Origin of the sequence: Methylobacterium thuringiense (assembly GCF_022179645.1) — a bacterium.
Taxonomy (GTDB): domain Bacteria; phylum Pseudomonadota; class Alphaproteobacteria; order Rhizobiales; family Beijerinckiaceae; genus Methylobacterium; species Methylobacterium thuringiense.
The window spans coordinates 262,232-288,606 of the sequence record NZ_BPRA01000001.1 but is presented as its reverse complement, the minus strand read 5'-3'; the positions used below and the strand labels follow the sequence as shown (position 1 = coordinate 288,606).

The window sequence follows — 26,375 nt, the reverse complement described above, 5'->3', positions numbered from 1 at the left end:
ATTCATGACGGCACACCGCAACGCGGCCCCTCCCAGCGACGTGCCGGATGGCCCGGTCGCCGGCCTCGCGGCCCGGCGTACGGCGCATGAGGCCGTCGCGGGGCTTCTCGGCAAGGGACGGGCCTTCGCGCTGGAGGATGCGCTGGCACAGGCCGGCGCCGGGCTCGAACCGGGCGAGGCCGCACTCGCCCGCGCCATCGCCACCGCGACGTTTCGGAGATTCGGCTTGCTGCGCGGCGTGCTGGCCGAGCGCATGAGCCAGGGGCTGCCCGAGGACGACCCGCGCCTCCTCGCCCTGCTCGCCACCGGCGCGGCTCAGATCCTCGACCTAGCCGTGGCGGACCACGCCGCAGTCGACCTCTCCGTGCGGCTTGCCAAGGCAGACCCGGAACTGCGCTACCGGGCCGGTCTCGTGAACGCCGTGCTGCGGAGGGTGACGCGAGAGCGCGAGGCCATCCTCGCCAATGCCGGCGATCCCCTCGACGTGAACACGCCGGACTGGCTCGCCGTCCGCTGGCGCGCAGCCTACGGCGAGGACGCCGCCCGCCGGATCGCCGCCGCGCATCTCGACGGTGCGGCGGTCGATCTCACCATCCGCGAGGATGCCGAGACCTGGGCGACGACACTCGGCGGGGTCGCGCTCGGGCTCGGCAGCGTGCGGCTTGCCGAGGTCGACACGCCGGTGGCGTCGCTTCCGGGCTACGGTGAAGGGGCCTGGTGGGTGCAGGATGCCGCAGCCGCCCTCCCCGCGCGCCTGTTGCAGGCCAAGCCCGGCGAGCGCATCGCCGATCTCTGCGCCGCGCCGGGCGGAAAGACCGCGCAACTCGCGGCCGCCGGCGCAGCGGTGCTTGCCGTCGATCGTTCCGGTGTGCGCCTCGAACGCCTCCGCAAGAATCTCGATCGTCTTGGCCTGACGGCCGAAATCCGCGTCGGCGACGCGATCACGCTCGATTTGGGCGAACCATTCGACGGTGTGCTTCTCGACGCGCCCTGCTCGGCAACCGGCACGATCCGCCGCCATCCCGACGTCGCCTGGACCAAGACCGAGACCGATGTGGCCCGCCTTGCCGGCCTGCAGCGCCGGCTCCTCGAAAAGGCGGCGACGCTCGTTCGACCGGGTGGGCGATTAGTCTATTGCTCCTGCTCGCTGGAGCCGGAGGAAGGCGAGCGCCAGATCGCCGGCTTCCTTCAGCATCACCCGGAGTTCGAGCGAGTGCCGGTCACGCCGGACGAGGTGGCCGGACAGATCGAGATGATCGACCCGCAGGGCGATCTGCGCACGCTTCCCTGCCACCTCCCGCTCTCCTCCGGCGGCGAGGCCGGTCTGCGGCGGAGCGGACTCGACGGCTTCTTCGCGAGCCGTCTGCGGCGTAAAAGCTGATCGCCGTCGTCGCTGTGGCCATCCCGCCGCGCGACACAGCGTTAGCGGACGGTTAAGAGGCGACCGCTAATCTGACCGATGGACCGCGGGTCCATCCGCCGCCGTCCCGTCGGGATAGTCCGGACACACCAACGAGAGGGTACGACGTGGCGCGCGGCCATGAGCGCTGGGTGTTGTATCGGCTCGCCGTGCGCGAGGCGGTGCGCTCGGTGCGTAGTGCGTTCGCACGCGTCACCGCCCCGCCGGACCTGCTGGCGCGCGCGCGGGTGACGGCGCTGGTGATCGCGCCGCACGACCTGCGCACCAGCGACGCCACTTTTGCCGACGACATCTATTCCGGGCTGTTCGTCTTCGCCGGACGTTCGCTCTCGGTCAGCGGCCGCTCGCCCTTCGACTACGACCCGCCCTCGCCGGAATGGGCCGAGGTGCTCTACGGCTTCGGCTGGCTCCGGCACCTGCGCGCCGCCGACACGGCGCTCGCCCGCGCCAGCGCCCGCGCCTTCGTCTCCGACTTCCTCGCCAACCGCGGCGACCCGGCGCTGGCCCGTCCGGTACCGATCGCGGCCCGGCGGCTGATCGCGTTCCTGTGCCAGTCTCCGTTGGTGCTGGAGGGGGCGGATCACGCCTTCTACCAGGCTTTCCTCAAGGCGATCGGACGTGGCGCCCGCGATCTGGAGCGCGCGTTGCGGCGCGGTACGGAGCGGCCCTCGCGGCTGCTTGCCTCTGTGGCGCTCTGCTATGCCGGGCTCTGCTGCGACGGGCTGCAGCCGATCCTGCGGCGCGCGACGCGCGTACTGTCGCGGGAACTCGACCGCCAGATCCTGCCCGATGGCGGCCATCGCAGCCGCAACGCGCGCTTCGCGGTGGAATTGCTGCTCGACTTGCTGCCGCTCCGCCAGAGCTTCCTCAGCCGCAGCCTCGAGCCGCCCGAGGCGCTGCTGCGAGCAATCGACCGGATGCTGCCGATGCTGCGTCTGATGCGGCAGGGCGATGCCTCGCTCAGCCACTTCAACGGCATGGGCACCACGGAGGCCGACCACCTCACCACGCTGCTGATCTACGACGGCGCCATGGTCGAGACGCAGCGGCACGCACCGTTCTCCGGCTACGAGCGGCTGGAAGGCGGCAGGCTGGTGCTCGTCGCCGATGTGGGCGGTCCGCCGCGGCATTCGTACTCGAAGCTCGCGGGCGCCGGCTGCCTGTCCTTCGAAATGTCGAGCGGCCTGCAGCGGCTCGTCGTCAATTGCGGGGCGCCGGCCAGCGGCGGCGAGCAACGGCGCGTCTCGCGCAGTACCGCCGCCCACTCAACGGCCTGCGTCGCCGATACGTCGTCGTGCCGATTCCTGACGGGCGAGGACGGCTGGTGGGGGCGGCGGGTCATCGCCCGCTGGCTGTTGAAGCGCTGGGGGCCGATCGTGCTGCGCGGGCCCGGCCTGGTGACGATCGAGCGTCGCAACGAGCCGGACCGCTCCATCCTCGCCGGGCGCAACGATGGCTACCAGCACCCGTTCGGCGTGATCCACGAGCGTCGCTGGGACCTTTCCCTCGACGGCAACCGCCTCGACGGCGAAGACGCCTTCCTGCGCGAAGGTCGTACGAAGGGACGTCCGCGCGAGGTCGCCATCCGCTTCCATCTGCACCCCACGGTCAGCGCGCGGGGAGAGGACGACGGCCGGATCGTATTGACCACGCCGCTCGGAGGCATCTGGCACTTCTCATCTCAGGGTGCCGATCTGGCGATCGAGGACAGCGTGTTCTTCGCAGGCGTCGCGGGAGCGCGCCGAACGTCGCAGATCGTCCTGCACCTGACGGTCACCGAGGGCGCCAGGGTCCGCTGGCAGTTCACGCACGCCAGCATCGCGCCGGAGCCACGGTCCGCCTGACGATTCCGGACATTCGTGTGGTCCTGCTGGCTCGGCCGGCGGGTTCCGTGCTAGTCGCGGGCATCCCTGATCTGCCGACGACCGGACGCCACGCCTGATGCCGCGCGACACCACTCCCGTCACCCGCGCCCTCCTCTCTGTCTCCGACAAGACCGGGCTGATCGAATTCGCCCGCGCCCTGTCCAAGCGCGGCATCGCCCTCGTCTCCACCGGCGGAACGCACAAGGCGCTGACCGAGGCCGGGCTGCCGGTGACCGAAGTGTCGGAACTGACCCGCTTTCCCGAGATGATGGACGGGCGGGTCAAGACGCTTCATCCCGCCGTGCATGGCGGGCTGCTCGCCATCCGCGACAATCCCGAGCATCAGGCGGCGCTCGCCGCGCACGGCCTGCAGGCGATCGACCTGCTGGTGGTCAACCTCTATCCGTTCGAGGCGACGCTGGCGGCCGGCCGCCCATTCGACGACTGTGTCGAGAACATCGACGTCGGCGGTCCCGCCATGATCCGTGCTGCTGCCAAGAATCACGCCGACGTGACGGTCGTGGTCGACGTCGCCGACTATGCCGCCATCCTTGGCGAGCTCAAGACGCATGACGGAGGTATCGGTGCCGCCACGCGCCGCCGGCTCGCTCAAAAGGCGTTTTCGCGGACCGCCACGTACGACGCGGCGATCGCCAACTGGTTCGCTGGCGAGATCGACGCCGACGCGGCACCGGCCTTCCGTGCCTTCGGCGGCAGCCTCGGTCAGAGCCTCCGCTACGGCGAGAACCCGCACCAGGCGGCGGCCTTCTACCGCTCGCCCGGCATAGCCCGCCCTGGTGTTGCCACGGCACGACAGGTCCAAGGCAAGGCGCTCTCCTACAACAATCTCAACGACACCGACGCCGCCTATGAATGCGTCGCCGAGTTCGACGCCGCGCGCACGTCCGCGGTCGCAATCATCAAGCACGCCAACCCCTGCGGCGTCGCCGAGGCATCGAGCCTGATCGAAGCTTACGAGCGCGCCCTCGCCTGCGATCCGACCTCGGCCTTCGGCGGCATCGTCGCGCTCAATCGTACGCTCGACGCCGATGCCGCCAGAAAAATCGTCGAGATCTTCACGGAGGTCATCATCGCGCCGGATGCCTCTGAGGAGGCTATGGCGATCGTCGGCGCCAAGAAGAACCTGCGGCTGCTGCTGGCCGGCGCCCTCCCCGATCCGCGGGCTGCGGGCGAGACGGTGCGTACCCTGGCGGGCGGGCTGCTCGTGCAGGGGCGAGACAACCACAGCGTCGACGATATGGACCTGCGGGTCGTGACCCGGCGGCAGCCGACACCGGCCGAACTCGCCGACATGCGTTTCGCGTATCGGGTGGCCAAGCACGTGAAATCGAACGCCATCGTCTATGCCAGAAACGGTGCGACGGTCGGCATCGGCGCCGGCCAGATGTCACGCGTCGATTCCTCGATCACCGCCGCGCGAAAGGCAGCCGAAGCCGCGGAGCGCCTCGGTTTGGATGCAAGCCTCGCGAAGGGTTCGGTCGTCGCCTCGGACGCGTTCTTCCCGTTCGCTGACGGCCTGCTCGCGGCAGCCGAAGCCGGCGCGACGGGCGTGATCCAGCCTGGCGGATCGATGCGCGACGACGAGGTGATCCGCGCCGCCGACGAGGCCGGGCTGGCGATGGTCTTCACTGGCATCCGCCACTTCCGGCACTGATCGTCGAACACCCTACACGACAAGGCTTGCGATGTTTCGAGCGCAGTCACAACGCTGGAATCGAAGCCGAAACCCTAGACAGAGAGAGTTTTTTCTCTCAGCCTGCCTCATCGCAAAGAATGAGGTGGCCTACATTCTGGAATGGATCGCCTATCATCGGGTCGTCGGATTCGACTTCTTTTATATCTACGATAACGACAGCAACGATCGACTTTCCGATCTACTCGGTCCGCTAACGGCCAAAGGCATCTGTTGCGTCATCGATTGGCCGCGGTCGTCAAGTCCCGATAATCCACAAGTCAGCGCCTATCATCATACTCTGGCGTATTTCGGCCACGAAACCGAATGGCTGGCGACGATCGACGCAGACGAGTTCGTTGTCCCACTTACCTCCAATAATGTCGCATCGATCTTGGCCGATTCGTTTCGAAATAGAGATGCGGTCTTATGCAATTGGCGTATTTTCGGCTCCGCGGGTCACCGTGAGCCGAACGGCCAATTGTGCATGGAGCGCTTTCATCGTGCGAGCGGACCTGATTTTTCGGCAAACAACAATGTGAAATCCATATTCAGGCCCAACGCCGCTGAGTCGATCTTCGTCCATAATCATTATATGAAATCAAATAACGTCGCACTTTCGGACAATAGTGAATTTGCCACCCCGCGGGAGCAGGTTACCGCTTCGCCTGTCTATGGACACATGCAGATCAATCACTATTTCTGCAAATCACAATCGGAGTTTTTTATCAAAAGACTGAAAGGTCTAGCCGATCATCCGATCGATGCTCCATACGCCACGCGTGCTTTTCAAATGTTCGTAGACCACGATCGAAACGAATGCTTGGAGCAGACGATTTTCAGGTTCCTGTATGAGACGAAAGATGAGATTTCTCGTCTCAAGAGCCTGCTCCGATAATCCAACCGGCATAGCCATCGTAGTTTCTGCAGGCGCTGGAAACAGTCCGCGCGAGCTCGGCTACCGTTTTCAGTCGTCGCCAAGTCCCCTTTCAAGTGAAGCATGAAGACGCACGGCATTGTCTCCGCCGTGCTGATCGGACCCCTGGGTCGGGGGCATTCGATCGGATGCCTACGCCCCGCTCGGACACGGCTTCACGACGAAAAGAGGCGCAGCTTTCGCTGCGCCTCTTGGATGTCGCCAGTCGAATCTTCATCGTTCAATGAGCGTGTGCGCCGCTCGCACCGATTCCCGTCTCCGAGCGTACGAACTGCGCTTCGAAGGCGGCCCGCTCGCGTTGGGCGCGCTTCGTGTTGTCGAGCTTCGACACGACGTAGATCGTCAGGAAGGCCAGCGGCATCGAGAACAGCGCCGGATTGGCATAGGGGAACAGTGCTACAGGATGGCCGAAGGTCTTCACCCAGACCGCGTCCGACAACACCACCATCGTCACCGCAGCGACCAGCCCGACGAGACCGCCAAGCAGAGCCCCCCAGGTCGTCGTGTCGCGCCAGAGAATCGACATCAGCAGGACGGGGAAGTTGCAGCTTGCCGCCACCGAGAAGGCGAGCCCGACCATGAAGGCGACGTTCTGGTTCTCGAAGATGTAGCCGAGGACGATCGCCACGATGCCGATCCCGACCGCCGCGATCTTGGACAGCCGGACCTCGGCCGCCTCGGTCGTGCGCCCGCGAGCGATGACCATGGCGTAGAGATCGTGGCTCACCGCAGAGGCGCCGGCCAGGGTCAGCCCCGCCACAACCGCGAGGATGGTCGCGAAGGCCACCGCCGAGATGAAGCCGAGGAAGTATGGGCCACCGACGGCGTTGGCGAGATTGACGGCGACCATGTTGGTGCCGCCGACCATGTCCTTGAGCTTGTCGTAGGTCGTGCCGTCCGCCCCGAGCTTGAAGTAGCTCGCGTCCGACATCAGAAGCGCGATGCCGCCGAAGCCGATGATGAAGGTGAGGATGTAGAAGTAGCCGATCAGGCCGGTGGCGTAGAACACCGACTTGCGCGCGGCTTGCGCGTCCGAAACCGTGAAGAACCGCATCAGGATATGCGGCAGGCCGGCCGTACCGAACATCAGGCCGACGCCGAGCGAGATCGAGTCGATCGGATTGGTGACGAGGGCGCCCGGTCCCATGATCGCATCGCCCTTCGGGTGAGTTTGGACCGATGCGGCGAAGAGCTTCTCAAGACTGAAATCGTACAGGTACAGCACGGCGCCGGCCATGAACGTCGCACCGCCGAGCAGCAGGCAGGCCTTGATCACCTGCACCCAGGTCGTCGCCTTCATGCCGCCGAAGGCGACGTAGATGATCATCAGAGCACCGACGATCACCACCGCGTAGAGGTAGGGCAGCCCGAACAGGAGCTGGATCAATTTGCCCGCGCCGACCATCTGGGCAATCAGGTAGAAGGCCACGACGACGAGCGTGCCGGTTGCCGAGATGATGCGGATCGAGGTCTGATCGAGCCGGAAGGATGCGACGTCGGCGAAGGTGAACTTGCCGAGGTTGCGCAGCCGCTCTGCGATCAGGAACAGCACGATCGGCCATCCGACAAGGAAGCCGGTGGAGTAGATCAGCCCGTCGAACCCCGACGTATAGACGAGACCGGAAATGCCGAGGAACGACGCGGCGGACATGTAGTCGCCCGCGATCGCCAGGGAGTTGGTGCCGGCCGAGATGCCGCCGCCGGCGGCGTAGAAGTCGGAGGCCGACTTCGTCCCCTTTGCGGCCTTGTAGGTGATACCGAGGGTGAACAGCACGAAGAAGGCGAACATGCCGATCGCCGGCCAGTTCGTGGCCGATTTCGTGACGTTGCCGAGATCGGGTCCGGCGGCATAGGCCGCCGTCGCGGCGATGCCGAGAACGCCGATGGCGGCGAGCCCGCCGAGGGTATGCGAACGGCTCATCGGGCGAGGCTCCGGGTCAGATCGGCAGCCAGGGAGTCGAAGCGCGTGTTGGCGCGCACCACGTAGATACCCGTCAGAACGAACGCGAAGACGATGACACCGACGCCGAGCAGCAGACCGAGAGACGCTGTGCCGGCGACCTTGGTGGCGAGCAGCGGCTTGTCGAACGCGATGAGTCCGATGAAGCCGTAATAGACGACCAGCATCGCGAAGGTCAGGATCAGTCCGAAGCGTGTACGCTCACGGACCAGGGTCTGAAAGATCGGGTTGCTCGAGACCCGATCCAATCGGGCATCGGGAAGCTCGACTGTCGCCAGAGCATCGGCTCCGGGTGGTGCGGCGCGTCCCGCCGTCTGTACTGTGCTCATGAAATTCCCTCCCGCCTGCCCGGTCGACGCACTGCGTGCCGGTGGTCGGTATTTTGTTGTGCTGTGACGGGCGGTTATCGGCGTTCCGCGCCGTCATTGACGCGAAAGTCGTACGCCCGCCCCGGGCGCACGTCGAGTTTAATCCATCGACAATCCAGAACTTTACTTGGCCCGATTCTGCCGGTTCTCGATCAGGTCCTCGACGACAGCCGGTTCGGCGAGTGTCGAGGTATCGCCGAGCGAGCCGAAGTCGTCTTCGGCGATCTTGCGCAGGATGCGGCGCATGATCTTTCCCGAGCGGGTCTTGGGCAGCCCTGGCGAGAACTGGATCAGGTCCGGCGAGGCGATCGGGCCAATGTCCTTGCGGACCCAGGCGACCAGTTCCTTGCGGAGCGCGTCGTCGCCTTCTTCACCCTCGTTGAGGGTGACGTAGGCGTAGATGCCCTGTCCCTTGACGTTGTGCGGGTAGCCGACGACCGCGGCCTCCGAGACCTTCTTGTGGGCGACCAGCGAGGATTCGACCTCGGCCGTGCCCATGCGGTGGCCGGAGACGTTGATGACGTCGTCGACGCGGCCGGTGATCCAGTAATAGCCGTCCTCGTCGCGCCGGGCGCCGTCGCCGGTGAAGTAGAGGTTTTTGTAGGTCGCGAAGTAGGTCTGCTCGAAGCGCTCGTGGTCGCCGTACACGGTGCGCATCTGGCCCGGCCACGAATCCTTGATGCAGAGGTTGCCCTCGCACTTGCCGTCGAGTTCCTTGCCCTCGGCATCGACCATCACCGGTTGCACGCCGAAGAACGGACGCGTCGCCGAGCCGGGCTTGAGCTTCGTCGCGCCGGGTAGCGGCGTGATCAGGATGCCGCCGGTCTCTGTCTGCCACCAAGTGTCGACGATGGAGCAGCGCTCGTCGCCCACGACCTTGTAGTACCACTCCCAGGCTTCCGGGTTGATCGGCTCGCCGACGGAGCCGAGCACGCGCAAGGACTTGCGCGAGGTCTTCTTCACCGGGGCCTCGCCGCCGCCCATGAGCGAGCGGATCGCCGTCGGCGCGGTGTAGAAGATGTTGACCTTATGCTTGTCGACGACCTCCCAGAAGCGGCCGTTCGTCGGGTAGGTCGGGATACCCTCGAACATCAGCGTCGTCGCGCCGTTCGCGAGCGGGCCGTAGACGATGTAGCTGTGCCCGGTGACCCAGCCGACGTCGGCCGTGCACCAGTAGACGTCGCCCTCGTGGTAATCGAAAACGTATTCATGCGTCATCGCGGCGTAGACGAGATAGCCGCCGGTGGTGTGGACCACGCCCTTCGGCTGGCCGGTCGAACCCGAGGTGTAGAGGATGAAGAGCGGGTGCTCGGCCTCGACCGGCACGGCCGGGCAGTCGTCGGTGACTTCCTTGGCGGCCTCGTCGTAATAGACGTCGCGGCCCGCCTCCATCGTCACGTTGCCGCCGGTGCGGCGCACGACGACGACGTGATCGACCGAAGCATCGTCGAGACGCTTGATCGCCTCGTCGACATTGGCCTTGAGCGGCACCTTCCGCCCGCCACGAAGACCCTCGTCGGCCGTGATCACGAGCTTGGCCTCGCAGCCCTTGATGCGGCTGGCGAGCGAATCCGGCGAGAAGCCGCCGAAGACGATGGCGTGGATCGCGCCGAGCCGGGCGCAGGCGAGCATCGCGTAGGCGGCTTCCGGAATCATCGGCAGATAGAGGATGACCCGCGAGCCCTTCTCGACGCCGCGGTTCTTGAGGACGTTGGCCCAGCGGCAGACCTCGCCGTGCAGTTCCTTGTAGGTGATGTGCTTGTCGTCGTTCGGGTCGTCGCCTTCCCAGATGATCGCGACCTGATCGCCGCGCGTCTCGAGGTGACGGTCGATGCAGTTGTGGGCGACGTTGGTCTTGCCGTCCTCGAACCACTTGATCGAGACGTTGTCGGGCGCGAAGCTGGTGTCCTTGACCTTCGTGAACGGCGTCATCCAGTCGATGCGCTTGCCGTGCTCGCCCCAGAAGGTCTCGGGGTCCGACACGGACGCCTCGTACATCTCCCGGTACTTCGCATCGTCCACGAGCCCGCGCTCGCGCCATGCGTCCTGCACGTCGACGACCCGTTCAGTCATGCCGGTTCTTCCCTGTGAGGTGCCCGATCGTATCGCGACGGTCCGCGCAGCCGGGGCTTCCAACCTGTATGTAGTTGCATCGCCGAAACGGCGCGGCAAGCACCAAGAATGTAGAATTAAGTACGACTTTTGCCGCCCATCCGAGAAATGCCTACTGCGCCATCCCGGTCGTCCCGACGATCGGGATCGTCTCGAGCGGTCTCAGGCGCTCAGGGCCTGCGGCGGCGGAAACAGCATTTCGACGAGGGTGCCCTCGTTCTTGCGGCTGGTGATCAGGAAGCGGCCGCGATTGGCCTCGACGAGCGCCTTCGTCAGCGTCAGCCCCAGTCCCGTGCCGTTGCGCCCGCCCGCCACTTCGCTGCGGCTGAAGGGAGCGAGCGCGCGCTCGATCTCCTCAGGCGTCATGCCGACGCCGGTATCGCGCACCCGGAAAGCGATCTCCCCGCGCTCGGCGGTCGTCGTCGAGACGATGACCTGACCGCCGGCCTCCGTGAGCCGGATCGCGTTGGCGATGACGTTCAGGGTCGCCTGACGCATGGAGCGCTCGTCGGCGACGAGAGGCCTGAGGTCCGGCGACAGGCTGGTGCGGACCACGATCCGGTCGCGTGCAGCCTGCGGCTGCATCAGCGCGATGCAGCCCGACACGACCTCATTCAGCGCGATGTCGGTGAAGGTGAGCTCGCCGCGGCCGGCCTCGATCCGGGCGATATCGACGAGGTCGTCGACGACGCCGAGCAGGTGCTCTGCCGACTTATGGATCTCGCGCAGATCCTCGCGGTAGCGTTCGCTCCCGAGCGGCCCGTGCTCTTCAGCGAGGGCCGCGTCGGCATGCGCCAGCATTTCGGTCAGCGGCGTACGAATTTCATGGCGGACCTGGGAGAGGAAATCGGCTCGGCGTCCGTTTTCGGGTTCGACGCGGCGCGGGACAGGAAGCGGTTCCGCGTCCCGCTCGCGTAGCGTGACGCAGAACCGCGCGCTGTTCGCCGCGGAGAGCTGCACGATCCGCATCCGCAATGGTGCGGTACCCGTGCGCGGAGTGGCCTCGCACGGCTCGCTGGCGCCGCGCTCCCGTGCCTCGCGCAGGCCGGTCGCGACGGTGGGCTGACTGCAGGGCGCAAACAGGTCGGCGAGCGCGCCTCCGACGACCTCCCGGGCATCGCTCGCCAGGATCGCCGTGGCGCTGCCGTTCAGGGTCAGGATCCGGCCGCTCTCGTCGAGTGTCGCGACACCTTCCGCGATATGGTCGAGAAGGTCCTGGGCATCGCGCTCGCGAGTGTTGTCGCGCGCCTCGGCGAGGGCGCGCGCGATCTGCTCGCGCGCCTGATCGGCCTGGGCGGCCGCGCGGACCAGAAGCAGTTCGGCCGGTCCGCCGTCCCAATCGACCCTGGAGCGCTCGACGATGACGGCGAGCAGGGCGCCCCCACCAGTGGTCAGCGACACCGGCGCATCGGGTGCGACACCATCGTCCGGCGCCGGGAGCCGACCGAGCAGGTGCGTGAGGGTGTCCGCCGCATCCAACGCCGCGCGATCCGGATAGTCGGTCAATTCGAGGAAGCGGCGGTTGACATAGAGGGTCTCGGCGTCGCGGTGGACGAGAACCCCTGCGGGCAGGCGGTCCAGGGCGGACACGATCGCCGCTTCGATCGCCGCGCTCGTGTTGCGCGCCGCACTCACCGGGAATGCCATCACCGCGCCACGGCGCTCGGGATCTGGGATGGAGTCGGAGGGTAGCGGCGCATCGTCCCCGGCGAAGCGGGCCCCGAGGGCGCGTGCGATCTCGCGGAACGCCGCATGCTCGTTCGTCGAGAGGTCGGCGCCCGTGGTCGGTTCCGTAACGTCTCCGGAGTCCGGCCCAGGCGCGTCCGCGTGATTGCCGGTCGTGACGGCCACGTCGGCGACATCGAGGGTTGCGTCCGGTGTATCGGCCGGCTCCGGCGCGGATTCGTGTGGGGAGGCGTGCTGCTCCGAAGTTTCGACGAAGGCTGCCAATGCCTCGCCCCGATCGCCGGCTTCCGCTGGCAGGACCGAGTCGACGGCTATAGCCATGCGCTCCGACGCCGCGGTGGTTTGCACGTCGGCTAGCATGTCTGCCGGCGCGGCCGGCTCGACTACGGTCTGTCGGTCGAGCGCCCGTATCTCGCGAACCACGCCGAAGCCCGAAAAGCCAGCGAAAGGCTGCGCCGGACGGCCCGAGGGCGCACCGGACAGGTCGATGGCGATCACCCGATCAGCTCCCGGCGGCCGGAGACGAAGCGGTAGGGCTCGGAACGTCCGCCGCGCACCGAGCGCCGCGCCGAGGCTTGGCCCCGCATCGCTCTCGGAGAGCGCCTCCCACGACCGTCCGACGAGGTGAGTGGCGAGATCGGTCGCGATGCCGGTGACCTGTGTGAGAAGCCCGGCCTCGTCGCTGCGCCAAGTGAACCGGCCGCCCGAGACCGGAGGCGCGTCGGTGATCGGCTCCGAGACCGGCTCGCGTATCGGATCGACCTGCGGGCGGATTCCGGGTCGGCGCAGCGCAGGCAGAGGCTCGGTGGGCGCGAGCAGGAGTACGGTCTCGTCGGTGCCGCTTCTTGCCCGCCCGAGCAGGCAGGCGGTGGGCCGCGCGATACCACGCGTATCGAAGCGGATCCTGACCAAGCGCACACCGCGCTCCGACGGACTCGCGGATCGGATCTGCTCGGCGAGACGCTGCCCGAGGCCACCCGCCTCGTCTGTGATCGCAGTCCGCAGGCCAGCAGCGCTATCGGTCGCGTGGATCACGTGTTCGCTAAGCGCGTCGAGGACGACAACGATTCCCTCGCGTGTCGCGAAGACGGGGGCGATAACGGGATCGGTCGACCAGCGCGCGACGTCTGCGGCGAGCGTCGCGTCGCCGATGTCGGCCTGCGTTGCGCGGTCGGACATCAACAGCCTAATTGTGCGCCATGAGTTGGATTGGGCTCCAGTCTGGAACTTCCGGAGGCCCCGTCATAGACATGAAGGCGATCTGACACACGTTAATCAACGCTTAACCCTAACAGGCGGCTGGCCGTCGCAGGAAGGGGCTGGCGTCGTATGAACTATATGTTATTGTGCACCGCACAATGATGAAACGTTGGGCAACAGGAAGGGCTACAAGAATGAGCAACCCCCAGAACCCGAATTACGAAGTTCCCGCCGAGATGCGCGACTTCGCCGAGAAGAGCGTCGATCAGGCCCGCAAGGCGTTCGACTCGTTCCTCGGTGCTGCGCGCCGGACCGCGGATACGGTCCAGGGCTCCGCCGAACTGGCCCGCACCAACTCGACGACCCTGTCGTCGCGCAGCTTCGAGTTCGCCGAGCAGAACGTGAACGCCGCGTTCGATCTCGCGCAGAAGCTCGTGCGGTCCAAGGATGTCCAGGAGGCCATGCAGCATCAGGCCGAGTTCGTGCGATCGCAGTTCGCCAACATCCAGGCTCAGGCCAAGGAGTTCGGTGGCCTCGCGCAGAGTGCGCTCCAGCAGGGTGCCGAGAACGCGAAGACCGCGGTCCAGCAGGGCACCAACGAAGCCCGTCAGGCCTTCGATCAAAGTGCCGCTGCGGCCAAGGATGCCGCCGCCAAGGCGACCGAGAAGAAGTCCGGCGTCTGAGCCCAGCTTCGATACGAACGAGGTTTCGCTCTCGGGAGCGCGGCCTTCATGCCCAACGGAACGATCGGCTCTCTCTCGCGAGGGGGCCGATTTTTTTGATGCGGCTGGGGGCCGCTGTCCCGGCGCTTCGCCTTTTTTCGAACGATCCGCCCTCTTAGCGAGGCCCCTGCCGTTCCGCATTTCGAGACGGCACCCCGTCATCGAGAGAGGTCGATTCCATGCGTCCCGTCTATCGCTTCAGCATCGTGGCCGCGATCCTTCTCGGCGCGGTCGGGTCACATGGTGCCAGCGCCCAGTATTTCGACGACGGTTATGACGGCCCGCCTCCGCGCCGCGGCGGCTACGAGTATCGCTACGAGGAGCGCCGGCCTCCGCCGCGCCGCGTCAGCGGTCTGAACTGCGACGCGATCCAGCCCGGCATGTTCGGGCCGAAGCCGTTTTCCTGTCCCCTGCCCGGTCCGCGCCCGCTCGGTGCCCGCTGCTTCTGCGATACGCCCGTGGCGCCGCTCAGCGGCGGCGACACGGTCGCCGGCAGGGTCGTTCCTTAGATCAGGCTGTGTTTTAGATCGAATCGATCAAAACGCAGAAAACGTGATCGATTCGAAAGTTTAGGGCAGGCTTGGCGCGAAAAACCGTTGCCATCTTTTCGCAGTCTGCTCTCGAGCCGCATTCAACGAAAAAGCCCGCGCCGGAGAACCGGCGCGGGCTTTTCTTACGGGCGAAGGGGATACCAGTCGGATCTCTCAGTTCAGGACGACGACCTTCGCGCCGACGCGGACGCGCTCGTACAGGTCGGTGACATCGTCGTTGGTCATCCGGATGCAGCCCGAGGAAACGGCCTGGCCGATCGTATCCGGCTCGTTCGAGCCGTGGATGCGATACTCGGTGCCGCCGATATACATCGCGCGAGCGCCCAGCGGGTTCTCGACGCCGCCGGCCATGTAGCGCGGCAGGTCGGGACGGCGCTGGAGCATCGCCTGCGGCGGCACCCACGACGGCCATTCCTTCTTCGCGACGATCTTCTTCGTACCCGACCATTCGAAGCCGGGACGGCCGACGCCGACGCCGTAGCGGATGGCTTCGCCACGCGCCGTCACGAAATACAACCGCCGCTCGGAGGTCGAAACCACCATCGTGCCGGGGGTGTAGCTCGGATCGAACCGGACCATCTCGCGCGGGATCGGGGCAACCTGTGCCTGCGGTGCAGCCTGCGCACCCTGGCCGTAGCCGGCGGACGCACCGTACTGGCCGGCATAGGGGTCGTATTGCTGGGCGCCGGCGCGGGAATAGGTCTGGCCTGCGTAGTACTCATCCGCGTCGTTCGTGCCGAACGGATCGTACGGCGCAGAGATCGCGGGCGAGGCAGCAAGAACACAGACGCCGATGACGCCGGCTAGGGCAGTGGCCAGGGTCTTCATGGTGGGATGCCTACCTGTGCATGTATCTTGACTGTATAAGCGTGACCTTAGCCGTACGGTTCCACTCCTGTTGGACGATTTTGCAGCACCGCATCGTGCGTCGCCGCACGAACCCTAACCGGCGGTTTCTTCGATCACTTCGTCTGTATGGACATCGAAGCGGACGAGCTGCTGGGCACCGAAATTCGTCGAGATCGCGCAGTCGGCGGCATCGCGTCCCCGGGCCATCAGGATGCGTCCGACGCGCGGCGTGTTGTGGCGGGCATCGAAAGTGTACCAGCGGCCGTCGAGATAGACCTCGAACCACGCCGAGAAATCCATCGGGTCCGGCACCGGCGGAATGCAGATATCGCCGAGGTAGCCAGTACAGTAGCGCGCCGGGATGTTCATGCAGCGGCAGAGCGCCACCGCGAGATGCGCGAAGTCGCGGCAGACCCCCTCTCCGCCTTCGTGGCCGTCGAAGGCGGTCCGGGTCGCGTCGGCCCGTTGATAGTCGAAGCGGATGCGCTCATGCACGTAGTCGACGATGGCCTGCACGCGCGCCCAGCCGGGCTTTTTCGCTCCGAACAGCGCCCAGGCAATCGCCGACAACTTGTCGGTGTCGCAGTATCGGCTGCCGAGCAAGTAGATGAGAATGTCGTCGGGCAGGTCCTGCACGTCGTGTTGACGCGCGTCCGGCGCGACCACATCCGCCTCACCGGAGTCATGGATGAGAAAATCGGTGGAGACGGTGACCCGGCCCGGCGGCGCGACGATGCGGGTGCAGACGTTGTCGAAATCGTCGCGATAGACCCGGACGGACGTCGGCGGGTCGAAGGTCAAGATTTCGGGCGTGACCAGATCGGGGATGCGGGATGGATGCACGTTGAGCATCAGGATCATCGGAGTTGGCTGTACAGACTCAAAGGTGATTTCGAACCCGGTCCTGATTTTCATTTGCCGCATGCTTTCCGAGATGGGATCCGGCGACGCAAGCCGCCGCGCCGGTGTACTGATCCGTCATCTGAGAGACGACGAAGGCACGGTCCTGACTCGGCCGGCTTTGGCCCGTGAGGCTTGGCCAATGCTCGTCAGGCGACGCAGGACGTGCCCTGCAAAGTGCGGGCCTTGTTTCGGGAGAGCCGTCGTCAGGCGACCGCCGGAGGCGGCTCGTCCGATGCCCGACCCGCTTCGACGAGAACATCGAAGGCCCGCCATGGCTTTGCGATGAAAACGGCCCGTTCGGGTATTTCGTCGCAGCGTTCCGGCGCGACACCGGAGGTGACCACGAGGCGCGCCTTGGGCCAGAGGGTCGCGACGGCATTTGCGAGCTGGATTCCGTCCATCTGACCAGCGAGGCGGATATCGGCGAAGACCAGAGCCACGTCTCCACCGCATCTGCGCAGCACTGCCAGGGCCTGTTCGGCGCTGTCGCAGCCGACGACCGACAACTCGGTCTCTTCGAGCAGTGCCTCAGCCAGATCGCGAACGTCCGGGTCGTCTTCGACCACGAGCGCCAGCCGCGCAGCCTTGCGGGGCACGTCGAGGTCGGTGTGCTTCACCCGGCGAACGAGTGCGGCAAGATGCTCGGGGACGCCTTCCGAGACGAGGGCGTCGTAAGCCGAGGCGAGGGCCTGTCCGATCTGGTCGAGAGGCATACCCGGCAAGAGCGGATCGAACGTGCCACCCCGGCCGGCCTTCGCGCGCGATCCGTCGAGCGGTTCTGAATTCGGCTTTCGCACGCGATTCCCCAAACCACGCAGCTGCGACGCGCGCAACCACTTTGGTATGAATGTCGACAGCTGCTGGTCAGTTGCGTCGGCTTGGCCTTTTCGGGCGCGAAAAGCGTCCCGAAACTACTGGCTCGCCGCGTCGACATAGGCCATGACGCCGGCGACCGAGGTGACGTCGCGGTAGCGGTCGCCGCGGGTGCTCATCATCGCCTCGAACTTTTCGTGGACCTGCGCCACGGACAGGCTCGGCGCCTTCTTGGCACGGCGGCCGCGGCCGGAGGCGGCCCCGAAGAAGATCGAGCGGTTGGCGCGGGCCGGGCCGGGTAGCAGGGCGGCTGCGGCCGAGCCGGGCTTGTCGACGACCTTCGAGAGGAAGTTCTCCGCGTCGTTGGGGCCGAGGAAGTGGGCGAGGTAGACCTCGCCGAGGGAGAGATCGCGGCCGATGGTCTGGGAGATGCGGGCGGCGTCGCGCTTCAGCATCTCGCCGGCCATCAGCGCGGACAGGTAAGGATCGCGCCGCATTTCGAGGACGCGGACGCGATCGGCCGCATTGGTGATGACGGGACGGTCGTTACCGTCCGCCGTGATCAGCGCCGCTTCCTGAGCAAGCCCGTATTGCGGCCCGAAATCGCGTACCACACCCAGCCACGTACGTTCGATGAACTGGAACAGGCCCGTGGCCGAAGAGGTCTTGGCTTGAACGGCCGTGATGAAGCTCGACTCCTTGTCGGCCACCGCCATCAGCAGCACAGGATCTGTCTGTACGGCCTGGGCCGCCTTAACGATCGTCTGCACGATGTGCCGGCGGATCTTCATCGGGCCGAATTCGAGGATGTCGTTCGGGTCGCCGGTCGCGGTCTGCGAGAGCAGGAAGTCGTAGGAGACACGGTCGACGCTGTTGCCGCCGAGCTCGGTGTCGAGATCGTGGACCGCGGCGAAGCTCGATGCCGCCGTCAGGCTGATCTGCGGCTGGGGCGCCTCGGGCACCAGGGCTTGCACGCGGGGCTTCGGCATCGCGAGGTCGCTGACGACCTTGGTCGATGCCTCGGCGCGGCCGAGATCGGTGCCGGCATTGAGCAGAACGGCGCTGAGGCCGCCCGCGACCAGGGTCATCGAGAGGATCGAACGGACGAGCGCGGTACGGCTGCCGTGGTTGCGGCCGACTTCGTTGGACAGGGCGATGACGTCGTGCCGAGCGCCGGCGCCGAAGCGGCGGGCGGAGGTCGTGGTCTGCGAGCGGTTCGTGCGGCCCTGCATGTTCGGTCGCTTATCCCCTGAATCGCCGCTGTTCACGGCCTGTCGATGCCCCGAGTTTTTCTTGACCGGTGTGGCGACAACACGGCTGCGCTTGTGGCAGACCGAAGGCATTGCAGGCCAAATGCGGGGCTGCTGCCAGGGCGCGGCTACGCTTGAGGCGGGAGCACCGGGCGAAGCGTGGCAGTTTTCAGCCGATCGTTGCCGAACGGCCACGCTTTGTGACCGTTTTGAGAGCGTCTCCGCTCAGAGCCTGCGCAGGGCAACGCTCTCGATTCGGTGGCTCGCGCCCTTGGCGAGAATCAGGCTCGCGCGCTGGCGCGTCGGCAGGATGTTGTCGCGCAGGTTGGGCAGGTTGATCGTCGCCCAGAGGCCGTCGGCGATGTCGAGAGCTTCCGTCTCGCTCGCCTCGGCGTATTTCCGGAAATACGAGAGCGGATTGCGGAAGGCCGTCTGGCGCAGGCGCAGGAAGCGGTTGACGTACCAGCGGTGCAGGTCGTCCTCGTGGCCGTCGAGATAGATCGAGAAATCGAAGAAGTCGGAGACGAAGGGGATCGCGGTGCCGTCGCGGGGCAGGCGCGCCGGCTGCAGCACGTTCAGCCCCTCGACGATCAGGATGTCCGGCTGCTCGATCACCTGCTCCTCGCCCGGCACCACGTCGTAGACGAGGTGGGAATAGACCGGCGCGGCGACCCGCTTCTTGCCTGCCTTGATGTCGGTGAGGAAGCGCAGAAGGGCTGCCGTGTCGTAGCTCTCCGGAAAGCCTTTCCGCTCCATTGCCCCCATGCGCTTCAGCTCGGCATTGGGATGCAGGAAGCCGTCTGTGGTGATGAGGTCGACCTTGGGCGTATTCGGCCAACGTGCCAGCAGGGCCTTGAGCACCCGCGCCGTCGTCGACTTGCCCACCGCCACCGAGCCCGCGAGGCCGATGATGTAGGGTGCCTTGGCCTCGTGCTCGGCCATGAGAAAGCGCTGGGTCGCCTTGAACAGACCTTGCGTTGCCGCGACGTAGAGTGAGAGCAGGCGCGACAGAGGCAGATAGATCGCCACGACCTCCTCGATCGAGATCGGGTCGTTGATCGATTGCAGGCGGGCAACGTCCTCGACGTCGAGGGTCAGTGGGGTGTCGGCGCGCAGTTGAGCCCACTCGGCCCGCGTGAACAGCCGGTAGGGCGAGAGGCGGTCCGGGCCTTCGCCGGTCACCGGGTTCTGGCACTCGGCATCCGCGACGCCGATCGCAGGGATCGGCGCTCCGCTCACGTGTGCCTCCGCGAGGCCTTCTCGGCGATTCCGCTCTGCGCCGTGCGCCGCTCCAACTCCGCCATCACCTCATGGAGGGGAACGCCGCCGGCCTTGAGAAGCACGACGAGGTGATAGAGCACGTCTGCCGCTTCGCTCACGAGGCCGGATCGGTCGCCCTGGACGGCGGCGATCACCGCCTCGACGGCTTCCTCTCCCAGTTTCTTTGCCGGTTTGGCTGGGCCACCCGATAGCAACTTGGCAGTATAGGAGCTGTTCGGCGGCGCGTCCGCGCGCGCATCGACCAGATCGGCGAGATCCTGGAGCGTAAAAGTGGTCATTCGGTCCGTCGAGCGGCGTGGTCGGTCAGGAGTGCCGGCTTCGGACCCTGATCTGGCGTGAGGTTTCCGGTCAAGGGAGCCACTTGGACGAAATTGCAGGGTCGGAGCTCAACGGTCGAGGCGCATGGCGAGGCCGGCGGCCGCCATGTGAGCCTTGGCTTCGCCGACGGTATGCTGGCCGAAATGGAAGATCGACGCTGCGAGCACCGCGCTCGCACCACCGTCCCGGACACCGGCGACGAGGTCGTCGAGGCCGCCGACGCCGCCGGATGCGATCACCGGCACGTTCACCGCATCGGTGATAGCGCGGGTCAGCGCGATGTCGTAGCCGGACCGCGTGCCGTCCTTGTCCATCGAGGTCACGAGGAGTTCGCCGGCGCCGCGCCTGGCGACGGTCTGCGCGAATTCGATCGCGTCGATGCCCGTAGGCGTGCGTCCGCCGTGGGTGAAAATCTCCCAGCGTGGCGCTTCTCCCGGGCCGGAAACGCGTTTGGCATCGATCGCCACGACGATGCATTGATCGCCGAACTTTTCCGCCGCAGCCGAGACGACGTCGGGGTTCTTTACGGCCGCCGTATTGATTCCGACCTTGTCGGCACCGGCGAGCAAGAGCGTCCGGACATCCGCGACGGTGCGCACTCCCCCGCCGACGGTGAGCGGCATGAAACAGGCCTCGGCGGTTCGGCTGACCACGTCGAGCAGCGTGCCGCGGTTCTCGTGGCTGGCGGCAATATCGAGGAAGCAGAGTTCGTCGGCGCCCGCCGCGTCGTAGACCTTCGCGGATTCCACCGGGTCGCCGGCATCGCGCAGTTCGAGGAATTGCACGCCCTTGACGACGCGGCCGTCCTTAACGTCGAGGCAGGGGATGATGCGGGTCTTGAGCAAGGCTGGTCGCTTCCGAATTCTGGCTCAGACAGCCCGGGCCCGTCTGATCGCCTCGAGCGCTTCACGTGGATCGATCCGGCCATCGTAGAGCGCCCTGCCGGTGATGGCGCCGGCGAGCATCGCGCAATCGGGCTGCAGGATGCGGTGGACGTCGTCGATCGAGGCGAGGCCGCCCGACGCGATCACCGGGATGGTCACGGCCTGGGCGAGCGCCAGCGTCATCTCGATGTTGAGACCCTTCAGGATGCCGTCGCGGGCGATGTCGGTGTAGATGATCGCGGCGACGCCGGCATCTTCGAAGCGGCGGCCGAGTTCCTCCGCCGTCATGCTGGAAGTCTGCGCCCAGCCTTCGACCGCCACGCGGCCGTCCTTGGCATCGATTCCAACTGCGATCTTGCCCGGATGACGCCGCGCGGCCTCATGCACGAAGGCGGGATCGCGCACGGCGGCCGTGCCGATGATGACGCGGCTCACGCCCTTCTCGATCCAACCCTCAAGTGTGCGCATCTCACGGATGCCGCCGCCGAGTTGGACCGGCACCGACACCCGCTGCAGGATCTCTTCGACGGCCGAGGCATTCTGCGGCGCACCAGCAAAGGCACCGTCGAGGTCGACGACGTGGATCCAGTCAAAACCCTGGGTCTCGAACTCCGCCGCTTGGGCTGCCGGATCGTCGTTGAACACCTTGGCCTGTGCCATGTCGCCCTGGACAAGGCGAACGCAACGTCCGTCCTTGAGGTCGATTGCCGGAAAGAGAATCACGAAACAGCTCGTCCATGGGTTGCGGAGGCGAAGTCATGCACTGTCGTGCGCGGGTTTTACGGACGCCACCGCAAAAAGTTTGCGATCAACGCCAGACCGAGCCGCTGGCTTTTTTCGGGATGGAATTGCGTGCCCGCGAGGTTGTCGCGCGCCACCATTGCCGTGATGGAGCCGCCGTAGTCGCTGTGCGCGACGACGTCGGCGTGGTCGAGCGGCTTCAGCGCATAGCTATGCACGAAATAGGCGTGGAGGCCGTCGTCGCCCGTTGGGATCCCGTCGAGCAGCGGCAGGTGGCGATCCACCGTCAGGGTGTTCCAGCCCATATGCGGAATCTTGAGCGACGGGTCGGTCGGCGCGATCGGGGCGACGTCGCCGGAGATCCAGTCGAGGCCGGGCGTCGTCTCGTATTCGAGGCCGCGCGTCGCCATCAGCTGCATGCCGACGCAGATACCGAGGAACGGCCGGCCGCGCTCGCGTACCGCCAGGGTCATCGCCTCGACCATGCCGGGCACGGCATCGAGCCCGCGTCGGCAATCGGCATAAGCTCCCACGCCCGGCAGCACGATGCGCTCGGCCTTCGCTACCTCTTCGGGCCTGTCCGTCACGAGAATACGGGTCCCGTCGAGGGCGGAATCGCGTGCGGCGCGCTCGAACGCTTTCGCCGCCGAGTGCAGGTTGCCGGAGCCGTAATCGATGATCGCAACGGTCAACGGCGTCACCGACGGCCTTCGCTGGCGGGAAACAGGCCGATGACGGAATCGTCGACCCGGCGGTTCGAGGCCGACACAACAGTCCGCGGAGCAGCCGATGGGTCGAGCCAGCGCGTCACCGCCTTGGCTTCGGCCTCGTCGCGCGACGCGGCGACAACCGCGTCGCGCGCCGGACGACCAGTCCTGGCATAGGACCAGCGGCGCAGGCTCGACGCTTCGAGGCCGATCAGCAGGGAGGCCAGCAGCGAAATCACGATGCCTGCGACTGGCGAGATGCCCAGCATTCGCCCTCCGACGGCCAGCCCGGCCAGCAGGACGAACACGAAGAGCGCCGCCAGCCAGAGGCGATGAAACAGGAACCACAGGACCGAAAACGCGAAGGCCTGCGGCGAGAAGCCGTCGGGTACGATCGCAGCTCCGTCGAGCGCGCGTCCATCGCCGCGAAGGGCGCCCTCGGGCAGGTGAATGGTGTAGGTCCGCAAACGCATGCTGATTCCCTACCGCTCTAGAGCGAGCCCTTGGTCGACGGCACCCGCCCGTCCTCGCGCGGATCGACTGCGACGGCCTGCCGCAAGGCCCGGGCCAGCCCCTTGAAGCAGCTCTCAGCAATGTGGTGGGCGTTGTCGCCGTAGAGCGTCTCGACATGCAGCGTGATGCCGGCATTCATCGCGAAGGCCTGGAACCACTCACGCACCAGCTCGGTGTCGAACTGCCCGATCTTCTCGACGCGAAAGTCCGTCTTGAACACCAGGAACGGCCGACCGGAGATATCGACGGCGATACGGGTCAACGCCTCGTCCATGGGAAGATGCAGATCCGCATAGCGCCGGATGCCGCGTTTGTCGGCCAGCGCCTTGGCGAAGGCCTGCCCGAGGGCGATGCCGGCATCCTCCGTCGTATGATGCTGGTCGACCTGCAGGTCGCCCGTGACCTTGACCTCGAGATCGAACAGTCCGTGCCGGGCAAAAAGCTCGAGCATGTGATCGAGGAAGCCGACGCCGGTGGCGATCGTCGCCTTGCCGGTTCCGTCAAGCGCGATCGAAACGCTGACGTCGGTTTCCGCCGTACGGCGACTGATGCTCGCGGCGCGCATCTCTGGTGGGGGCCTTGATCAAAAAGGGCCGCTCCAGCAGCCGGGGCTGCCTTTTAGAGCGGTTCCGGCCGCGGGGGGAAGGGTTCTGCGCGTCGAAGCCCCGCGAAAACGCAGAACCGCTTCAGCTTTCCGGGTCACGTAAACGTCACGCTCTCACGCGGTGGCTCGACTATGTTCCGGTCCGATCGCTTATCGCCCCGTTCGCGCAGGAGTCACCATGCCGTCCCGACGGACCGTCCTCGCCGGAGGTGCCGCCATGCTCGCCGCTCCGCGCCCCGGTGCCTCGGCCGCCGGTTCGACAGCTTTGCGCTTCGGCGTCGTCGCCGACCCGCAATATGCGGATGCCGACCCACATCTCGGCCTTCAGCGCTATTATCGGAACAGCCTCGGCAAGCTGCGCGAGGCGGTCGCGGCGTTCAATGCCGAGGACCTCGATTTCGTCGTGACGCTCGGCGACGTCATCGATCGGCGCGCGGAGAGCTATGATGCGATCCTGCCGGTCTACGCGATGTTGCGGCATCGGCATGTCGTCCTGCTGGGCAACCACGACTACTCGCTCGCGCCGGAAGACCTGACGGCTCAGCCGGGCCTGCTCGGCCTCGCGAAAACCCATTACGACTATACGGTCGGCGGTATCCGCTTCGTCGTCCTCGACGGCAACGACGTCTCACTGTTCGCGCCACCGCCGGGCGACTTACGCTGGCAAATCGCAACCGATCGCCTTGGCCGGCTGGCCGCTCAGGGCGCGGATAACGCAAAACCTTGGAACGGCTCACTGAGCGACGCGCAGTTCACCTGGTTCGGCAGCGTGCTCGACGATGCACGGGCGAAGCGCCAACGGGTGATCGTGCTCAACCACTACCCGGTCTTCCCGGCGAACCCGCACAATATGTGGGATGCTGGCCGGATCGTCGAACTTCTCGCGAGTCAGCCGCACGTCGTCGCGTACTTTTGCGGGCACAATCATGCCGGTAACTACGCCGAGACCGCAGGCATCCACTACGTGAACTTTCACGGCATGGTCGATACGCCTGCGGAAAACGCCTACGCGATCGTCGAGATCGCTGGGGACCATCTCGACATCCGCGGCTTCGGCCGCGAGCCGAGCCGCGCGCTGCGCTTGCGGAGCGCTTAAGCCTTCAGCACCCGTCCCGCCACGGCGTCGAGCTTGGCAATCAAGTCCGGGTCGCGGTGGCTCTCGGCGGTCATGATGGCGCCGTCGAGGGCGCGGTGCGAACCGGCCGGGCAGTCTTCGCGCTCCGACGGGAAGTCGCGGGCGAGACGTGCGACGAGGCGCGCGGCCCGGTCGGCATTGGCGCGGGCGACGGCGACGACCGAGGCGACATCCACGTCATCGTGGTTCGGGTGCCAGCAATCGAAGTCGGTGACCATGGCGATGGTGGCGAACGTGATCTCGGCTTCGCGCGCCAGCTTCGCCTCGGGCAGGTTGGTCATGCCGATGACGTCGTAGCCGGCCGCCTTGTAGGTTTTCGATTCGGCGAGCGAGGAGAATTGCGGCCCTTCCATGCAGACGTAGGTGCCGCCCTTGTGGACCGTGATCTCTTCGGCCGCAGCAGCGTCGACGATACGCTTCTGCAGGTTCGGGCCGACGGGATGGGCGAAAGGCACATGCGCCACGCAGCCGTTGCCGAAGAACGACGAGGCCCGGCCATGCGTGCGGTCGACGAACTGGTCGACGAGCACGAAGAGGCCCGGATGCAGCTCGTTGCGAAACGAGCCGCAGGCGGAGATCGCGACGATGTCGGTCACGCCAGCGCGCTTCAGCACGTCGATGTTGGCGCGGTAGTTGATGCCGGACGGCGAGAGCCGGTGGCCGCGCCCGTGGCGGGCCAGGAAAACCACCTTGGTCTGGCCGATCCGTCCGATACGGACGGCATCGGACGGCTCGCCCCAGGGCGAGGCGATCGCCTCCTCGCGAATATCCTCAAGACCCGGCAGGTCGTAGACGCCCGAGCCGCCGATCACGCCGAGAACCGCTGCGGTCATGGCCAATCCCTATTCACTTCGTCGCTATGCGTCGGCGTATTGCCGCCCCGAGCGGTTCCGCGCAAGCAAACGGGCCCGCGCGGGGCCCGTCTGTCGATCGCTGAAAGCCAGGAATACCGGGTTCAGAACGTCTTGTGCAGTTCCGGCTGCAGGCCGTGGACCTCGCCGCCGAGCGGCTTCCAGATCTGCTTCTTCACGTAATAGAGCAGGCCCGAGAGCAGGATCAGGAACAGGATCACCTGGAAGCCCAGCGCCTTGCGGGCCATCATGTGCGGCTCGGCCGCCCAGGCCATGAAGGCCGCGACGTCCTTGGCGTACTGGTCCGTCGTCTCCGGCACGACCGGCTCGCCCTTGTCGTTCTTCGGGTAGGTCACGGCGCCGTCGCTGATCGGCGGCGGCATCGCGATCACCTGACCCTGCGGGTAGTACTTGTTGTAGTAGACCCCGTCCGGGACTTCCTTGCCTTCCGGCGCGTCGCCGTAGCCGTTCAGCAACGCGTGGATATAGTCGACGCCCTGCTCCGAATAACCGGTCAGCGGCAGCGCATCGAACACGAAGGCCGGGAAGCCGCGCTCGTAGGTGCGGGCCTTGGCGAGCACCGAGAAGTCCGGCGGTGCCTTGCCGCCGTGGGCAGCAGCTGCCGCCTTCTCGTTCGGATACATCGGCGGGAAGCCATCGGCGGCGCGGCCGGGACGGTCGACGACCTCGCCTTTGTCGTTCTCTTCCTTGACCTGATAGGTCTCGGCGAGCGCTTTGACCTGCGCGGCGCTGAAGCCGGGGCCGCCCTCCTCCGCGAGGTTGCGGAAGCGGACGAGCTTCATCGAATGGCAGTTCGAGCAGACTTCCTTGTAGACTTGGAAGCCGCGCTGAAGCTGCGCCTCGTCGAACTTGCCGAACACGCCGGCGAAGCTCCACTTCTGGCGCGGCGGGTTGGGCGCGTGCTCCTCGGCAGAGGCTTGGCCGATGCCGAGGATGGCGATCAGGCCCGCTGCAAGTGTGCTCGGGTAACGCATCATCTCGTGTCCCCGCC

Annotated in this window: 24 protein-coding genes; 7 read left to right on the top strand and 17 right to left on the bottom strand. The window is 66.3% G+C overall.

What is annotated here, in order from left to right:
* Positions 1-4: 4 nt before the first annotated feature.
* From MFF07_RS01220 to MFF07_RS01205, 4 genes are all read left to right on the top strand, one after another.
* The gene (locus tag MFF07_RS01220) at positions 5-1,381 is read left to right on the top strand and encodes an RsmB/NOP family class I SAM-dependent RNA methyltransferase (RefSeq protein ID WP_238230409.1); all 1,377 of its coding nucleotides are present in this window, start codon (positions 5-7) and stop codon (positions 1,379-1,381) included.
* A 146-nt stretch (positions 1,382-1,527) separates the two neighbouring features.
* Positions 1,528-3,264, top strand: a complete 1,737-nt coding sequence (locus MFF07_RS01215) for a heparinase II/III family protein (protein ID WP_238230408.1) — start codon at positions 1,528-1,530, stop codon at positions 3,262-3,264.
* A 97-nt stretch (positions 3,265-3,361) separates the two neighbouring features.
* Entirely contained in the window at positions 3,362-4,960 is a 1,599-nt protein-coding gene (gene purH, locus MFF07_RS01210) for a bifunctional phosphoribosylaminoimidazolecarboxamide formyltransferase/IMP cyclohydrolase (protein ID WP_147814406.1), read from the top strand.
* Between the two features lie 124 nt (positions 4,961-5,084).
* A complete protein-coding gene (locus tag MFF07_RS01205; RefSeq protein ID WP_187272417.1) occupies positions 5,085-5,876 on the top strand; it encodes a glycosyltransferase family 2 protein in 792 nt (263 codons plus the stop codon).
* 259 nt (positions 5,877-6,135) lie between these two features.
* Here MFF07_RS01205 and MFF07_RS01200 read toward each other — a convergent pair whose 3' ends face one another.
* The 4 genes from MFF07_RS01200 to MFF07_RS01185 all read right to left on the bottom strand — a co-directional run bounded on the left by MFF07_RS01200 (position 6,136) and on the right by MFF07_RS01185 (position 13,220).
* On the bottom strand, positions 6,136-7,836 hold the full coding sequence (locus tag MFF07_RS01200; RefSeq protein ID WP_147814410.1) for a cation acetate symporter: 1,701 nt from the start codon (positions 7,834-7,836) through the stop codon (positions 6,136-6,138).
* A complete protein-coding gene (locus MFF07_RS01195) occupies positions 7,833-8,204 on the bottom strand; it encodes a DUF485 domain-containing protein (RefSeq protein WP_147814412.1) in 372 nt (123 codons plus the stop codon). The genes MFF07_RS01200 and MFF07_RS01195 overlap by 4 nt, the downstream gene beginning before the upstream one ends.
* A 162-nt stretch (positions 8,205-8,366) precedes the next feature.
* The gene (gene acs, locus MFF07_RS01190) at positions 8,367-10,316 is read right to left on the bottom strand and encodes an acetate--CoA ligase (RefSeq protein WP_147814414.1); all 1,950 of its coding nucleotides are present in this window, start codon (positions 10,314-10,316) and stop codon (positions 8,367-8,369) included.
* Positions 10,317-10,517: 201 nt separating this feature from the next.
* On the bottom strand, positions 10,518-13,220 hold the full coding sequence (locus MFF07_RS01185) for a PAS domain-containing sensor histidine kinase (protein ID WP_238230407.1): 2,703 nt from the start codon (positions 13,218-13,220) through the stop codon (positions 10,518-10,520).
* A gap of 215 nt (positions 13,221-13,435) precedes the next feature.
* Here MFF07_RS01185 and MFF07_RS01180 point away from each other — a divergent pair, with 215 nt between their 5' ends.
* Positions 13,436-13,924 (top strand): phasin, encoded by a 489-nt coding sequence (locus tag MFF07_RS01180; protein ID WP_147814418.1) that lies wholly within the window; start codon positions 13,436-13,438, stop codon positions 13,922-13,924.
* A gap of 218 nt (positions 13,925-14,142) precedes the next feature.
* Positions 14,143-14,472 (top strand): hypothetical protein, encoded by a 330-nt coding sequence (locus MFF07_RS01175; protein ID WP_238230406.1) that lies wholly within the window; start codon positions 14,143-14,145, stop codon positions 14,470-14,472.
* A gap of 195 nt (positions 14,473-14,667) precedes the next feature.
* On the opposite strand, the gene MFF07_RS01170 is transcribed toward MFF07_RS01175, so the two are convergent.
* From MFF07_RS01170 to hisB, 11 genes are all read right to left on the bottom strand, one after another.
* The gene (locus MFF07_RS01170; RefSeq protein WP_238230405.1) at positions 14,668-15,342 is read right to left on the bottom strand and encodes a L,D-transpeptidase; all 675 of its coding nucleotides are present in this window, start codon (positions 15,340-15,342) and stop codon (positions 14,668-14,670) included.
* A 114-nt stretch (positions 15,343-15,456) separates the two neighbouring features.
* Entirely contained in the window at positions 15,457-16,278 is an 822-nt protein-coding gene (locus MFF07_RS01165; RefSeq protein ID WP_147814424.1) for a transglutaminase-like domain-containing protein, read from the bottom strand.
* Positions 16,279-16,469: 191 nt separating this feature from the next.
* Positions 16,470-16,979, bottom strand: coding sequence for a response regulator (locus MFF07_RS01160; RefSeq protein ID WP_147814426.1), 510 nt, complete (start codon positions 16,977-16,979; stop codon positions 16,470-16,472).
* Positions 16,980-17,177: 198 nt separating this feature from the next.
* On the bottom strand, positions 17,178-18,311 hold the full coding sequence (locus tag MFF07_RS01155) for a transglycosylase SLT domain-containing protein (RefSeq protein ID WP_147814428.1): 1,134 nt from the start codon (positions 18,309-18,311) through the stop codon (positions 17,178-17,180).
* 243 nt (positions 18,312-18,554) lie between these two features.
* Positions 18,555-19,568 carry a type I pantothenate kinase gene (coaA, locus tag MFF07_RS01150; protein WP_147814430.1) on the bottom strand — a complete coding sequence of 338 codons (1,014 nt, stop codon included), beginning with the start codon at positions 19,566-19,568 and terminating at the stop codon, positions 18,555-18,557.
* The gene (locus MFF07_RS01145) at positions 19,565-19,888 is read right to left on the bottom strand and encodes a phosphoribosyl-ATP diphosphatase (protein ID WP_238230404.1); all 324 of its coding nucleotides are present in this window, start codon (positions 19,886-19,888) and stop codon (positions 19,565-19,567) included. The genes coaA and MFF07_RS01145 overlap by 4 nt, the downstream gene beginning before the upstream one ends.
* Positions 19,889-19,996: 108 nt before the next feature.
* Positions 19,997-20,773, bottom strand: a complete 777-nt coding sequence (gene hisF, locus MFF07_RS01140) for an imidazole glycerol phosphate synthase subunit HisF (protein ID WP_147814434.1) — start codon at positions 20,771-20,773, stop codon at positions 19,997-19,999.
* Positions 20,774-20,797: 24 nt separating this feature from the next.
* Positions 20,798-21,535, bottom strand: coding sequence for a 1-(5-phosphoribosyl)-5-[(5-phosphoribosylamino)methylideneamino]imidazole-4-carboxamide isomerase (gene hisA, locus MFF07_RS01135; RefSeq protein ID WP_147814436.1), 738 nt, complete (start codon positions 21,533-21,535; stop codon positions 20,798-20,800).
* Between the two features lie 56 nt (positions 21,536-21,591).
* A complete protein-coding gene (gene hisH / locus MFF07_RS01130) occupies positions 21,592-22,254 on the bottom strand; it encodes an imidazole glycerol phosphate synthase subunit HisH (RefSeq protein WP_147814438.1) in 663 nt (220 codons plus the stop codon).
* The gene (locus MFF07_RS01125) at positions 22,251-22,727 is read right to left on the bottom strand and encodes a DUF2628 domain-containing protein (protein ID WP_238230528.1); all 477 of its coding nucleotides are present in this window, start codon (positions 22,725-22,727) and stop codon (positions 22,251-22,253) included. Before MFF07_RS01125 ends, hisH begins: the two co-directional genes overlap by 4 nt.
* A gap of 23 nt (positions 22,728-22,750) precedes the next feature.
* On the bottom strand, positions 22,751-23,338 hold the full coding sequence (gene hisB, locus MFF07_RS01120; protein WP_147814440.1) for an imidazoleglycerol-phosphate dehydratase HisB: 588 nt from the start codon (positions 23,336-23,338) through the stop codon (positions 22,751-22,753).
* Between the two features lie 217 nt (positions 23,339-23,555).
* Between hisB and MFF07_RS01115 the strand changes: the two genes are divergently transcribed.
* The gene (locus tag MFF07_RS01115; RefSeq protein ID WP_147814442.1) at positions 23,556-24,473 is read left to right on the top strand and encodes a metallophosphoesterase; all 918 of its coding nucleotides are present in this window, start codon (positions 23,556-23,558) and stop codon (positions 24,471-24,473) included.
* Here the strand turns inward: MFF07_RS01115 and MFF07_RS01110 are convergent.
* Positions 24,470-25,345, bottom strand: coding sequence for an S-methyl-5'-thioadenosine phosphorylase (locus MFF07_RS01110; RefSeq protein ID WP_147814445.1), 876 nt, complete (start codon positions 25,343-25,345; stop codon positions 24,470-24,472). The two genes, MFF07_RS01115 and MFF07_RS01110, sit on opposite strands and share 4 nt — an antisense overlap.
* A 122-nt stretch (positions 25,346-25,467) precedes the next feature.
* Complete coding sequence (locus MFF07_RS01105; RefSeq protein WP_147814447.1) at positions 25,468-26,361, bottom strand: cytochrome c1; 894 nt, start codon at positions 26,359-26,361, stop codon at positions 25,468-25,470.
* Positions 26,362-26,375: the final 14 nt, after the last annotated feature.